Origin of the sequence: Pseudomonas fluorescens, assembly GCF_030344995.1 — a bacterium.
In the GTDB taxonomy this organism is placed as follows: domain Bacteria; phylum Pseudomonadota; class Gammaproteobacteria; order Pseudomonadales; family Pseudomonadaceae; genus Aquipseudomonas; species Aquipseudomonas fluorescens_BF.
In genome coordinates this window covers 4,908,189-4,920,739 of sequence record NZ_CP128260.1, presented here as the reverse complement: position 1 = coordinate 4,920,739, position 12,551 = coordinate 4,908,189, and the positions used below count along the sequence as shown (strand labels likewise).

11 protein-coding genes and 1 pseudogene are annotated in these 12,551 nt (G+C 62.2%); 8 read left to right on the top strand and 4 right to left on the bottom strand.

Translation table 11 applies throughout. The features are described from left to right. Nucleotides 1-63: 63 nt before the first annotated feature. From QR290_RS22005 to QR290_RS21995, 3 genes are all read left to right on the top strand, one after another. Nucleotides 64-870: a DUF4892 domain-containing protein gene (locus tag QR290_RS22005; RefSeq protein ID WP_289203610.1), complete on the top strand. Its 807-nt coding sequence runs from the start codon at nt 64-66 to the stop codon at nt 868-870. Nucleotides 871-940: 70 nt separating this feature from the next. Beyond that, entirely contained in the window at nt 941-1,981 is a 1,041-nt protein-coding gene (locus QR290_RS22000; RefSeq protein WP_007957818.1) for an AI-2E family transporter, read from the top strand. Between the two features lie 393 nt (nt 1,982-2,374). Then, complete coding sequence (locus tag QR290_RS21995; RefSeq protein ID WP_289203609.1) at nt 2,375-2,584, top strand: hypothetical protein; 210 nt, start codon at nt 2,375-2,377, stop codon at nt 2,582-2,584. Nucleotides 2,585-2,672: 88 nt separating this feature from the next. On the opposite strand, the gene xopAW is transcribed toward QR290_RS21995, so the two are convergent. The 3 genes from xopAW to QR290_RS21980 all read right to left on the bottom strand — a co-directional run bounded on the left by xopAW (nt 2,673) and on the right by QR290_RS21980 (nt 5,439). Continuing rightward, entirely contained in the window at nt 2,673-3,530 is an 858-nt protein-coding gene (gene xopAW, locus QR290_RS21990) for a XopAW family type III secretion system calcium-binding effector (RefSeq protein WP_289203608.1), read from the bottom strand. Between the two features lie 110 nt (nt 3,531-3,640). Beyond that, nucleotides 3,641-4,690 carry a sensor histidine kinase gene (locus tag QR290_RS21985; RefSeq protein WP_115078873.1) on the bottom strand — a complete coding sequence of 350 codons (1,050 nt, stop codon included), beginning with the start codon at nt 4,688-4,690 and terminating at the stop codon, nt 3,641-3,643. Next, nucleotides 4,690-5,439, bottom strand: a complete 750-nt coding sequence (locus QR290_RS21980; protein ID WP_085607468.1) for a response regulator — start codon at nt 5,437-5,439, stop codon at nt 4,690-4,692. The genes QR290_RS21985 and QR290_RS21980 overlap by 1 nt, the downstream gene beginning before the upstream one ends. 295 nt (nt 5,440-5,734) lie before the next feature. Here QR290_RS21980 and pyrF point away from each other — a divergent pair, with 295 nt between their 5' ends. Next, a complete protein-coding gene (gene pyrF, locus QR290_RS21975; RefSeq protein WP_007960372.1) occupies nt 5,735-6,433 on the top strand; it encodes an orotidine-5'-phosphate decarboxylase in 699 nt (232 codons plus the stop codon). 52 nt (nt 6,434-6,485) lie between these two features. Here the strand turns inward: pyrF and QR290_RS21970 are convergent, their stop codons facing one another. Beyond that, a complete protein-coding gene (locus QR290_RS21970; protein ID WP_115078872.1) occupies nt 6,486-7,490 on the bottom strand; it encodes an NADP-dependent oxidoreductase in 1,005 nt (334 codons plus the stop codon). A gap of 228 nt (nt 7,491-7,718) precedes the next feature. On the opposite strand from QR290_RS21970, the gene QR290_RS21965 reads away from it, so the two are divergent. The 4 genes and pseudogenes from QR290_RS21965 to QR290_RS28780 all read left to right on the top strand — a co-directional run bounded on the left by QR290_RS21965 (nt 7,719) and on the right by QR290_RS28780 (nt 12,149). Beyond that, a complete protein-coding gene (locus QR290_RS21965) occupies nt 7,719-8,480 on the top strand; it encodes an SDR family oxidoreductase (RefSeq protein ID WP_289203607.1) in 762 nt (253 codons plus the stop codon). Between the two features lie 195 nt (nt 8,481-8,675). Further along, nucleotides 8,676-10,076 (top strand): PLP-dependent aminotransferase family protein, encoded by a 1,401-nt coding sequence (locus tag QR290_RS21960; protein WP_289203606.1) that lies wholly within the window; start codon nt 8,676-8,678, stop codon nt 10,074-10,076. A 108-nt stretch (nt 10,077-10,184) separates the two neighbouring features. Further along, nucleotides 10,185-11,288, top strand: a pseudogene (locus tag QR290_RS28785) (HAMP domain-containing protein); the annotation flags it as partial. Next, nucleotides 11,268-12,149: a methyl-accepting chemotaxis protein gene (locus QR290_RS28780; protein WP_430736796.1), complete on the top strand. Its 882-nt coding sequence runs from the start codon at nt 11,268-11,270 to the stop codon at nt 12,147-12,149. The pseudogene QR290_RS28785 and the gene QR290_RS28780, both read left to right, overlap by 21 nt. The last annotated feature ends 402 nt before the right edge of the window (nt 12,150-12,551 follow it).

Here is a 12,551-nt window from a genome sequence, read left to right as displayed (position 1 = left end):
CACCGCTGCGACTTTGAACTGCCCTCAAGGCACCCAGGGCATTCCCCTGCGATGAGCCTGTCCATGCGATCTATCAGTCTGCTGGCGCTGTGCTGTTTCAGTCCCTTTCTATTCGCTGCCGACCTGCCGGGCAGTCAGGACCTGCCGATCGTGCCGCGCCTGGCCGATGCGCAGATCGTCGACTATCGCCCCGCCGTGGAGCTGGAGCGGATCTACCCGCTCGGCTCGATCCGCAAGATCAGCGGCCAGTTGCGTTTCGACGGCCAGGTCAGCGCCCGGGGGCAAACCACCTCGGTGACCTATGAATTGCCGCCGGAACATTCCGCCACCGAAGCCTTCACTCTCGCTCGCGAGGCCCTGCAAAAGCAGGATGCCCAGCTGTTGTTCTGGTGCCAGGCCCGGGATTGCGGTGAGAGCAGCCTGTGGGCCAACGAGGTGTTCGGCAATGCCAAGCTCTATGGTGCCGACGAGCAGCAGGCCTATCTGCTGCTGAGACTCGCGGCCCCGCGCGACAACACGCTGGTGGCGCTGTACAGCATCACCCGCGGCAATCGCAAAGCCTATCTGCATGTTGAACAGTTCGAGGCGCTGGCACCGCTCGGTGACCTGCTGCCGACCTCGGCCACGCTGCTGCGGGAACTGAAAAGCACCGGCGAACTGGATTTTCCGAAGCTGGCTGGCGATCCGGATGACACCTGGCTGCGTTTGCTCTCCCGTGGTTTGAACCTCGACACCACCTTGCGGGTGACTGTGTCCGGGCCCAAGGCCGAGGCCTGGCGACAAGCGCTGATCGGGCAGGGCGTGCGTGCCGCGCGAATGGAAACCGGCAGTGTCGACGGCGAAGGCCTGCGCATCGATCTGTTGCGATAAGGTGTCTTTGGCGGACACGCTCGACGTGTTCGCCTACTCTTTGCCTGACTGATTTTTTTCGAGATTTCACATGCCCAATAATGATCGTCTGCTGGTGCAGATCCTGTTGCTGGTGCTGTTTGGTGCCAGTTTCTGGGTGATGGCGCCGTTCTGGTCGGCGCTGTTCTGGGGCGCGGTGCTGGCGTTTGCCAGCTGGCCGCTGATGCGTTTGCTGACCCGCTGGCTCAACGGCCGGGAATCCCTCGCGGCGCTGTTGCTGACCATGGGCTGGATGCTGTTGGTGGCGGGGCCGCTGGTGTGGCTCGGCTTCAACCTGGCCGATCACGTGCGCGATGCCACGGCGTTTATCAAGGATGTGCAGGTCGACGGACTGCCCGAGGCACCGAGCTGGTTGGGCGGCGTGCCGGTGGTGGGCGAGCGGCTTGTCGGGATCTGGAACAGCATTGATCAGCAGGGCGCGGCCCTGATGGTGACGGTCAAACCTTATCTGGGGCAGGTCGGCAACTGGTTGCTGGCACGCAGTGCGCAGATCGGCAGCGGGATTCTCGAGCTGACCCTGAGCATTGTCTTCGTGTTCTTTTTCTACCGTGACGGGCCACGGCTGGCGGCGTTCGTGCACAGCCTGCTGGAGCGCTTGATCGGTGATCGGGCCGGGTACTACATCGATCTGGTGGCCGGTACGGTGCAGCGGGTGGTCAACGGAGTGATCGGTACGGCAGCGGCGCAAGCGGTGCTGGCGCTGATCGGGTTCCTGATTGCCGGTGTGCCGGGGGCGCTGGTGCTGGGGATCGTGACGTTTCTGCTCAGTCTGATTCCGATGGGACCGCCGCTGGTGTGGATTCCGGCCACGGCGTGGCTGGCCTGGAAGGGCGAGTACGGGATGGCGGTGTTTCTCGGGATTTGGGGGACGTTCATCATCAGTGGCGTGGATAACGTGCTCAAGCCGTATCTGATCAGCCGGGGCGGGAATCTGCCGTTGGTGATTGTGTTGCTTGGGGTGTTTGGCGGGTTGATTGCGTTTGGGTTTATCGGGTTGTTTATCGGGCCTACGCTTTTGGCTGTTGCTTATAGTTTGTTGACGGATTGGAGTAAGAGTCAGGCTCGGGTTTGAGGCTTTTGACTTGGCGGCCTTTGGGCCGACCAGGTTTTGGGTTGACTGTGTACATATCCGTTTCTTCGGTAACGGCGGCTTATGGTTTCGCCCTTACGGCGAGTCCCTTTGGCAAACGCCCCAAAGGAACCAAAGGTCTGGGCCCCTGCGTTCGGCCTCTCGCTGAGGCTCGAGGTTCCTTCGCTCCGGGATTCATCCGGGGGCATCGCCTACGGTTTGCTTCGCTGCACCTCCTCTCGATGCATGCGGCTTCGCCGCACGGTCGCTGCGCTCCCACCCCCGGATAAATCCCTCCACTCAGCCTCCCAACGGGGCCGACACGTCAAGAGCGGTACTCGAGCTAACGCTCATTGTGTTGAGTGGTGGGAAGCTAAAGCAAAAGCGGAAGTTGATGTGGAAGCTGAGCTGACGCTGACGCTGACGCTGACGCTGACGCTGACGCTGACGCTGACGCTGACGCTGACGCTGACGCCGATGTTGGTGCTGGCGCGTAGGTATGAGTGGACTTATGTGTTTCAAAACCCGAGTTCACCTCGGTATCTCACGTCGGCGTATCTCTCCAAACACCTCGGTCGGTTCCCTCTCCCTCCGGGAGAGGGCTAGGGTGAGGGCCGCTTTGATGACACACCGCTAAGTCAAAGCAAACCACTCACCCAGCCAACCTAGTCGTCCCTCAAATTCTCACCCAATCTCAAGTCGCCACATTCAAATACTTGCCCACCGACGCGGTGCTTTCGAGCGAGTACTGCTTGCTCAGATTGGCAATCATCCGGTTCAGCGCTTCGCTAGTGGTTTGAGTATTGCTGGCAGTCTGTTCGTCATCCGGGCGTTCGCGACCTGCATGCAGTGCTGCTTTCAGTTCGTCGCTGCTGACGCCTCCGCTGCTGTCGCTGTCCGGCACCTTGAGCAGGGCGGCGGCGGTGTCGGTGTTGTTCGAGGAGGTGTTGTCGCTTACCTGCAGCGCGCTGTTCAGTTCGGTGGCGGTAACCGTGCCGTCGCCGTCTGCATCGAGTTGGCTGAACAGTTCGTCGCTGGAGGCTTGAGGCGGCGGAGGGGGCGGTGGGGTGAGGCTGGCGGCGAGTTCGTCCTGGCTGACGACGCCGTCTTCGTTCTTGTCCAGGGCCGAGAAGATTTTGCTGCTGTCGGCGGTGCTGCCGGCGCTGGTCAGGCCGTTGCTCAGTTCGTCGCTGCTGATGGCGCCGTCGCCGTCGGCGTCCAGGGCGCTGATCAGGGCGTCGGCCAGTTCGGTGTTGGGGGCCTGGTCTCCCGGTGGTGGCGGGGGTGGGGCCATGGCGGTCATTTCTTCGGCGCTGAGGCTGCCGCTGGCGTCGCTGTCCAGATCGCCGAATTGTTTGCTCAGGCTGACCAGCAGGCCGTCGTTGGACTTTTGCGACAGGGCGCTGCCGAGTTCGTCCTGGTCCACCGCGCCGTCGCCGTTGCTGTCGAGTTTGGCGAACAGTTCCTTTTGCAGTTGCTGGCTGCGGGCGTTTTGGGTGGAGGTGCTGCTGGTGCTGGTATAGCTCGTGTAGTTGCTGACGCTACCGATCATCGGGCTCACTCCTTGGACTGGAAAACCGGTGGGTGTACCGGCTTATGCAGCCTCCAGTCGCAAGGTGTCGTGGGTATGTGAGGTTTGTACCGGCCGGTACACAGTCAGGCTCAGTGGCGGGGCAACTGGATCACGGCGGTCAGGCCGCCGCCGGGAGTTTCTGCCAGGGTCAGTTGTCCGCCCTGGCGTTGCGCCGCTTCCCGGGCGATGGTCATGCCCAGGCCGACGCCGCCGGAGTTGCGGTTGCGTGAGCCTTCGAGGCGGAAGAACGGCTCGAATACGGCTTCGCGCTTGTCCGCCGCGATGCCTGGGCCGTGGTCGATGACGCGGATCAGCAGTTGTTCGCGCTGGTCTTGCAGTTCGATGTGCGCTTGGCCGGCGTAGCGCAGGGCGTTGTCCATCAGGTTGTTGATGCACGAGCGCAGTGCCATCGGTTGCACCTGCAAAGGGGCGCAGTGGCCGCTGACCTGTACGTCGGCGCCTTGGTCCTGGGCGTTTTCGCACAGTGATTCAACCAGCGCCTGTACGTCCATCAACTGCAAGGCTTCGCTGGTGCGCTGTTCGTGCAGGTAAGTGAGGGTGGCGTCGAGCATGCCGATCATGTCGTCCAGATCCTGGCGCATCTGGCCTTGCAGCTTGTCGTCGTTGATGTTTTCCAGGCGCAGTTTCAGCCGCGACAGCGGGGTGCGCAGGTCGTGGGAGACGGCGCCGAGCATCCGCGCCCGTTGCTGCACCTGTTCGCGGATGCGCTGCTGCATCAGGTTGAACGTATGCGCAGCTTGCCGTGCTTCCCGAGGGCCGGTTTCGTCCAGCGGCGGGCTGTCGAGGTCTTCGCTCAGGCGCTCGGCCGCATCGCTCAGGCGCTGGATCGGCCGGGTCAGCAGCTTGGCGCCGTACCAGGCGGCGATGATCAGCGAGATGAACTGAAAGGTCAGCGGCACGATCGGCCCGCCGAACCAGGGGCGCGGCGGACGGGGCGGGTAGCGTGGATCCTGCGGTGGCTGTTTGCCGTCGATGGATTCCGAAAACTCGGGCGGCGGTGGCGGTGGTGGCGGGCCGTAATGGTGGAACCAGGCGAAAGCCAGCAAGTGCGCCAGGACGATCGCCACCAACAGCACGCCGAACAGGCGGCCGAACAGCGTGTCGAAGCGCGCCCGCATCAGCCGATGTCCCGCGCGTCGAACAGGTAGCCTTCACCGCGAACGGTCTTGATCAACTGCGGGGCTTTCGGGTCGTCGCCGAGTTTTTGCCGCAGGCGCGAGACCAGCAGGTCGATGCTGCGGTCGAAGGCCTCGATCGAGCGACCACGGGCGGCGTCCAGCAACTGTTCGCGGCTGAGCACCCGGCGCGGACGCTCGATGAACACCCACAGCAGGCGGAATTCGGCGTTGGACAGCGGCACCACCAGGCCATCGTCGGCGATCAACTGACGCAGGACGCTGTTCAGGCGCCAGTTGTCGAAGCGAATGTTCGCGCGCTGTTCGGTGCGGTCGTCGCGCACCCGACGCAGAATCGTCTGGATCCGCGCCACCAGCTCCCGAGGCTCGAACGGTTTGGCCATGTAGTCATCGGCGCCCAATTCCAGGCCAATGATCCGGTCGGTGGGTTCGCAGCGGGCGGTGAGCATCAGGATCGGGATGTCGGATTCGGCGCGCAGCCAGCGGCACAGCGACAGACCGTCTTCGCCGGGCAGCATCAGGTCGAGCACCACCACGTCGAAATGTTCGGCCTGCATCGCCTGACGCATCGCCGCGCCGTCGGTGACGCCGCTGGCGTGAATGTTGAAGCGGGCCAGGTAGTCGATCATCAGTTCGCGGATCGGCACGTCATCGTCGACGATCAGGGCACGAATGCTCCAGCGCTTGTCGTCTTTCTGCTCGTCGTTCACGGAGGCTTGGGAGTTGTGCATGAGGCTGTTCATCTGCCAGTAGGCCGCCAACCACAAAGATAGGCTGCGAGGTTGTGGTTTCAGCATAGGCGTCCGGCCGTAAGGCGGGAAGGGCTGCTGTAAGGACTTGTTGCGGCTGGCGAGGCTAGCGCGGATGCATGTTGCCGGCGTGTCGGTTGTGTATCGGGTTCGACACAATACCCTGCAAGGCTATGCTGATCACGGTTGGCGTGACGATTTACCGATCATCGGGTGCCGCGCCGCCGCCGCTTCCGCTACAATGCGCGCCGATTTCGACTTGCCTGAGAGCCCATCCATGTCCGCCTGCCAGACTCCTATCATCGTCGCCCTGGATTTCCCCACCCGTGACGCCGCACTGAAGCTGGCCGACCAGTTGGACCCGAAACTGTGCCGGGTCAAAGTGGGCAAGGAACTGTTCACCAGCTGCGCCGCGGAAATCGTCGGCACCCTGCGTGACAAGGGTTTTGAAGTATTCCTGGACCTTAAATTCCACGACATTCCCAACACCACGGCGATGGCGGTCAAGGCCGCCGCCGAGATGGGCGTGTGGATGGTCAACGTTCACTGCTCCGGCGGCCTGCGCATGATGGCGGCCTGCCGTGAAGAGCTGGACAAGCGCAGCGGCCCGCAGCCGCTGCTGATCGGCGTGACCGTGCTGACCAGCATGGAGCGCGAGGATCTGGCGGGTATCGGTCTGGACATCGAGCCGCAGGAGCAGGTGCTGCGTCTGGCGGCACTGGCCGAGAAGGCCGGGATGGACGGTCTGGTGTGCTCGGCGCTGGAAGCCACGGCGCTGAAAACCGCGCATCCGTCGCTGCAACTGGTGACCCCGGGAATTCGTCCGGCGGGCAGTGCCCAGGACGACCAGCGTCGCATCCTGACCCCGCGTCAGGCGCTGGATGCCGGTTCCGACTATCTGGTGATCGGCCGTCCGATCAGCCAGGCGGCAGATCCGGCCAAGGCACTGGCCTCGGTGGTTGCCGAACTGGCCTGAGCGAACAGCTGAAGCATCAAAGAAGGGAGCCCGCCGGCTCCCTTCTTTGTTTTCAGACCTTCAACACCAGTTTGCCGAAGTTCTCGCCGCTGAACAGTTTGCCCAGGGTTTCCGGGAAGGTTTCCAGGCCTTCGACGATGTCTTCCTTGCTCTTGAGCTGACCCTTGGCCATCCAGCCGGCCATTTCCTGGGCGGCGCTGGCGTACTGCGCGGCGTAATCCATCACCACAAAACCTTCCATCCGCGCGCGGTTGACCAGCAGCGACAGATAGTTGGCCGGGCCTTTGACCGCTTCCTTGTTGTTGTACTGGCTGATCGCGCCGCAGATCACCACGCGCGCCTTGAAGTTCAGGCGGCTCAGCACCGCGTCGAGGATGTCGCCGCCGACGTTGTCGAAATACACGTCCACGCCTTTCGGGCATTCACGTTTAAGACCGGCGAGCACGTCTTCGCTCTTGTAGTCGATGGCACCGTCGAAACCCAGTTCATCGACCAGGAATTTGCACTTGTCCGCGCCGCCGGCGATGCCGATCACCCGGCAGCCTTTGATCTTGGCGATCTGCCCGGCAATGCTGCCGACCGCGCCCGCTGCACCGGACAACACCACGGTATCGCCGGCCTTCGGTGCGCCGACATCGAGCAGCGCAAAGTAGGCGGTCATGCCGGTCATGCCCAATGCGGACAGATAAACCGGCAGCGGTGCCAGTTTCGGATCGACCTTGTAGAAACCTCTTGGCTCGCCGACGTAATAATCCTGCACGCCAATGGCACCGTTGACGTAGTCGCCGACGGCAAACCCCGGATTGTTTGATGCGACGACTTTGCCTACGCCCAGCGCGCGCATCACTTCGCCCAGACCCACCGGCGGGATATAGGATTTGCCTTCGTTCATCCAGCCGCGCATGGCCGGGTCGAGGGACAGGTATTCGTTCTTGACCAGAATCTGCCCCGCCGCCGGCTCGCCGACCGGTACTTCCTGATAGGTGAAGGTCTCGCGGGTGGCGGCGCCCACCGGGCGTTTGGCGAGCAGGAACTGGCGATTGGTCTGGTTGGTCATGACAGGCACTCGAATTGAATGAAGCCTTGTTGATAGACCTTCATGGGCGATGCCGCAAGGTTGGCTCACGGGGCGAATGCAGGCTGATCCAGTACGGTGATAGTCCCCGGCGGGGTTTCATCACTGCGATTCATGAAAGCCTAACCGGCCTTTTGATAGTGCTGACGTCACTCACGCCCCTGTGGCTATGCTGCCTTCATCAATCCCCCCGCATTCGAGGACATAACAATGAGCATGACGTTTTCCGGTCAGGTAGCCGTCGTCACCGGCGCGGCCAACGGCATTGGCCGCGCAACGGCCCAGGCATTCGCCGCCGAAGGTCTGAAAGTGGTGGTGGCCGATCTGGATGCGACCGGGGGCGAGGGCACCGTGGCGCTGATTCGTACAGCCGGCGGCGAAGCGACCTTCGTGCGCTGCAACGTGACCGTCGAAAGCGAAGTGAAAAATCTGATGGACGAGGTGATCAATACCTACGGCCGTCTCGACTATGCCTTCAACAACGCCGGGATCGAAATCGAGAAGGGCAAGCTCGCCGAAGGCTCGATGGATGAGTTCGACGCGATCATGGGCGTCAACGTCAAAGGCGTCTGGCTGTGCATGAAGTATCAGCTGCCGTTGCTGCTGGCTCAGGGCGGCGGGGCGATCGTCAACACCGCGTCGGTGGCTGGACTGGGCGCCGCGCCGAAGATGAGCATCTACGCCGCCTCCAAGCATGCGGTGATCGGCCTGACCAAGTCCGCCGCCATCGAGTACGCCAAGAAGAAAATCCGCGTCAACGCCGTATGCCCGGCGGTGATAGACACCGACATGTTCCGTCGCGCCTATGAAGCGGACCCGAAGAAAGGCGAATTCGCCAACGCGATGCACCCGGTCGGCCGCATCGGCAAGGTCGAAGAAATTGCCAGCGCCGTGCTGTACCTGTGCAGCGACGGTGCGGCGTTTACTACCGGCCATTCGCTGGCCGTGGATGGTGGCGTGACCGCCTTCTAAGGCGACATTGGCTGATGCCTGAAAGAACCCGCCCTTCGGCGGGTTTTTTTTTCGCTTCGAGTGCGTTGCGTGAATCCGTTAAACAATGTGTTGCAAATGGTGAGAACGAAGGCTTTTGGCGGTTTTGTCGCACAGCCTGAAGGGCGCGGCTGTGATTTACTGCCGCCAGCAAAATGGACAGGAGTTTGCGTGCTCATGGAATTGAGAATTGACCGACTGGCAATGGTGCCGGTCGTACAGCAGATTGTTGACGGATTGATCGAGTGGATCATGCAGGGGCAGGTGCCGCCGACGACGCGTCTGCCCTCCGTGCGAGAGATCGCGCGGTGCAATCTGCTCAGCCAGTCCTGCGTCATGGAGGCTTGCCAGCGGCTGGTGGCGCAAGGGGTTCTGGTCTCGCGTCAGGGCTCGGGTTTCATGGTGGCGGCGTCGTTACCCGGTTGCTGCAAGGCGATCGATGGTTCCGGGTGTGAGAGGGAGCGCAGGGGGGGCGATCCAGCCTCCCGATGGAGCGGCGGTTTGACGCTGGGAAGTGGTGTCCTGCCGGAGAGTTGGCGTGAGCCCGATGATCTCGGTTATGCGATCCGCGAGGTGACACGCGCCGACATGGCCAGCCTGTTCAACTACAGCACGCCTCTGGGGCTGCCGGCGTTGCGCGAACAGATCGTCAAGCGCCTGGGATTGCTGAGTATCGAGGCTGCCGAGGAGCAGGTGATGACCACCGCTGGCGCCAGCCACGGACTGGACCTGATCGTGCGGACCTTGTTCAAGGCCGGTGATTGTGTGGTGGTCGAAACCCCCGGTTATGCGCCGCTGTTCGATCTCCTGCGCTTGCACGGCGTACGGATGCTGGAGGTTCGCCGCACGCCGGGCGGGCCGGATGTCGAGGCGCTCGAGGCGTTGCTGCGGGAGTTTCGGCCTACCGCGATGTTCATCAACAGTCACCACCACAATCCTACGGGCAGTTGCCTGTTGCCGGCGGTCGCTCGACGCATCCTGGAGTTGAGCAGGATCTACGATCTGCGGCTGATAGAAGACGATGTCTACGCCGACCTGCACAACGGCAGCGGCACACGCCTGGCAGCGCTGGATGACGAGGGGCGAGTGATTTACCTCGGCAGTTTTTCCAAGACCCTGAGCAGCTCGCTGCGAGTGGGTTTCGTGCTGGCTGATGGCGAGCTGATCGAGCGCATGGCGCGGGTCAAGATGATCAGTTGCATGGGCACCTCGAGGTTCTGCGAGGCGGTGCTGGCCGGGATGCTGGCCAGCGGCGCCTATCGCAAACTGGTGCAGCGCCAGCGCCAGCGCCTCAATACTGATCGTGTGGCGGCCTTGCAGGCCCTGGAAGATGCCGACTGGGAAGTGTTCGGCAAGCCCACGGGTGGGCTGTTCATCTGGGCGCGTGCGCCACGGGCTGGTGAGGCGCATTTGCGCAGGCAAGCCTCGCGCTGCGGGGTGCAGCTGTCTTGTGCAACCTCGTTCAGCCCCAGTGGCGAAGCCTGCGACTGGCAGCGCATCAACGTGGCTTACGCCTGTGATCCGCGCGCGCGGCAGTTTTTTCGCAGCACGACCGTGGATCGACCTCAAGCGTTCTGAAAACGACGCGTGCGTAGCTTTTTGCCATTATTCCGACGCCAGAGACTTGTGCTGCTTCAAGGCCGTTGCGAATCTTCGACAACAGACTATGGCAGGGGACTACGCGCAATGATTTCGGCCGTGCAAGGACGTTTTGCCAACCTCGGTATGGCGAAAAAACTGGGTATCGGGTTTGTGCTGGTGTTGTTGCTGACTGCTCTGGTGGCGGCCATTGGCGTCTGGTCCCTGCAAACCATCAGTCAGCGCTTCGACGGCCTCAAGCAGATGTCATCGCTCAACAGTGGTCTGCTCAGGGTGCGGCTGCTGGAGCAGGACTACGCCTTGCACGGCAACCCGAAAACCGTCGATGCCTTGCATGAGGGTGTCGACGGTCTGATCGTGATGGCCGACCAGCTCAAGGTTTTGTCGCCGGGCAATGAGTCGGTCATGAGCGACGTCCAACAGTCATTGGGCGCTTACCGCAAAGCGTTCGATGAATTCGTTTCATTGTCCCAGGCCAAGGACCTGGCGCTGGAAATGGCCAGTTGGTCGGTGTCCAGCGTCGCCAACAATCTCGATGTGTTGCAGGCCGGTCTGGCCGACGACGGCGCTTACACCCTGAAAGACAGCGAGGGCAAGGACGGGGCGCAATTTATCGAGCAGGCCGGTCAGGTCAGTCAGGTCTCACGCTTGATGCTGCAGGCAATGAACGAGGCGCGGGTACGCCTGGATCAAAGCCGCAAGGGTGATGACAGTGCCGGTCAGGGCAATATCGAGCAGGCCGCGCAGGCTCAGGCTCAGGCTGAACAGCTCAAGTCCTCGGTCAAGGATGAGGGTTACCTGACGGTGCTCAATGAGGTCTCCGGGCACATTGCCGGTTTCAGTGAAAAGCTTGCCGAGTACACAGGGTTGCTTGCACAGGAAAAGACCGTCTATCAGCAGTTGCACCAGCGGGCCGACGAAGTCGTGGCGCGGGTCGATCAGGCGTATGTCGCGCAAGACAGCGCGATGCAGGGCGAACTGAAAAAGAATTCGGTGCTGATCATTGGCTCATCGGCGCTGGCGTTGCTGGTCGGGCTGATTGCGGCGTGGGTGATCACCCGGCTGATCGTGGCGCCGTTGCGCAGCGTGATTCACGTGGCGCAACAGATTGCTGCCGGTGATCTGAGTGCAACGATCGAGGTCTCCCGCCGCGACGAAATCGGTCAGCTGATGCTCGCCATGCAGCAGATGGGCGCAGGTTTGAGCACGATTGTCAGCGGGTTGCAGTCGGGGATCGAACAGCTGGCCAGTTCGGCGCAATCGCTGTCGGCGGTGACCGAGCAGACCAACCTTGAGGTGAGCAGCCAGAAAGAGGAAACCGAACAGGTCGCCACGGCGATGAACCAGATGACCGCCACCGTGCACGATGTGGCGCGTAATGCCGAGGAGGCGGCGCTCGCAGCGCAGACTGCTGACGGCAAGGTTGAAAGCGGCCAGCAGGTGGTGCGCCAGAGCATGGCGCGGATTGAGCAGTTGGCAGATTCGGCGACGTCGGCCAGTTCGAGTATCGAAAGCCTCAGTGCGGAAATCCAGAACATCGGCACGGTGCTGGGTGTGATCAAGAGTGTTGCCGAGCAGACCAACCTGCTGGCGCTTAACGCGGCGATCGAGGCGGCGCGGGCGGGCGAGCAGGGCAGGGGCTTTGCGGTGGTCGCCGATGAAGTGCGGGCGCTGGCCCGACGCACGCAGCAGTCGACCGAGGAAATCGAGCGGCTGGTCAGTGCCTTGCGTTCGGCGGCGCATTCGTCGGTGCAGCAGATTCAAAGCAGTGGCGAGCTGGTGAAGCTGGCGGTGAGTGATGCGTTGCAGACCGAGAGTGCGTTGGGGAGTATTGCGGCGGCGGTTTCGTTGATTCAGCAGATGAATCAGCAGATTGCGGCGGCGGCCGAGGAGCAGAGTTCGGTGGCGGAGGAGATCAATCGCAGTGTGACGAGTATTCGGGCGAGTGCGGATCAGTCTTCGATTGCGATGCGGGGGAATGCGGCTTCGAGTGTTGAGCTGGCGCAGTTGGGGAGTGAATTGCGGGGGATGGTTGGGCACTTTCGGCTTTGACCTTGGCGGCCTTGGGGCCGACCAGGTTTGTGGTTGTGTTGAGTACATATCCGTTTCCTCGGTAACGGCTTCTTATGGTTTCGCCCTTACGGCGAGTCCCTTTGGCAAACGCCCCAAAGGAACCAAAGGTCTGGGCCCCGGCGTTCGGCCCCTCGCTGGGGCTCGGGGTTCCTTTGTTCCGGGATTCATCCGGGGGCATCGCCTACGGTTTGCTTCGCTGCACCTCCTCTCGATGCATGCGGCTTCGCCGCACGGTCGCTGCGCTTCCACCCCCGGATAAATCCCTCCACTCAGCCTTCCGATGGGGCCGGCACGTCAAAAGCGGTACTCGAGCTAACGCTCATTGTGTTGAGTGGTGGAAAGCTGAAGCCGAAGCCGAAGCCAAAGCAGAAGCAAGAGTAG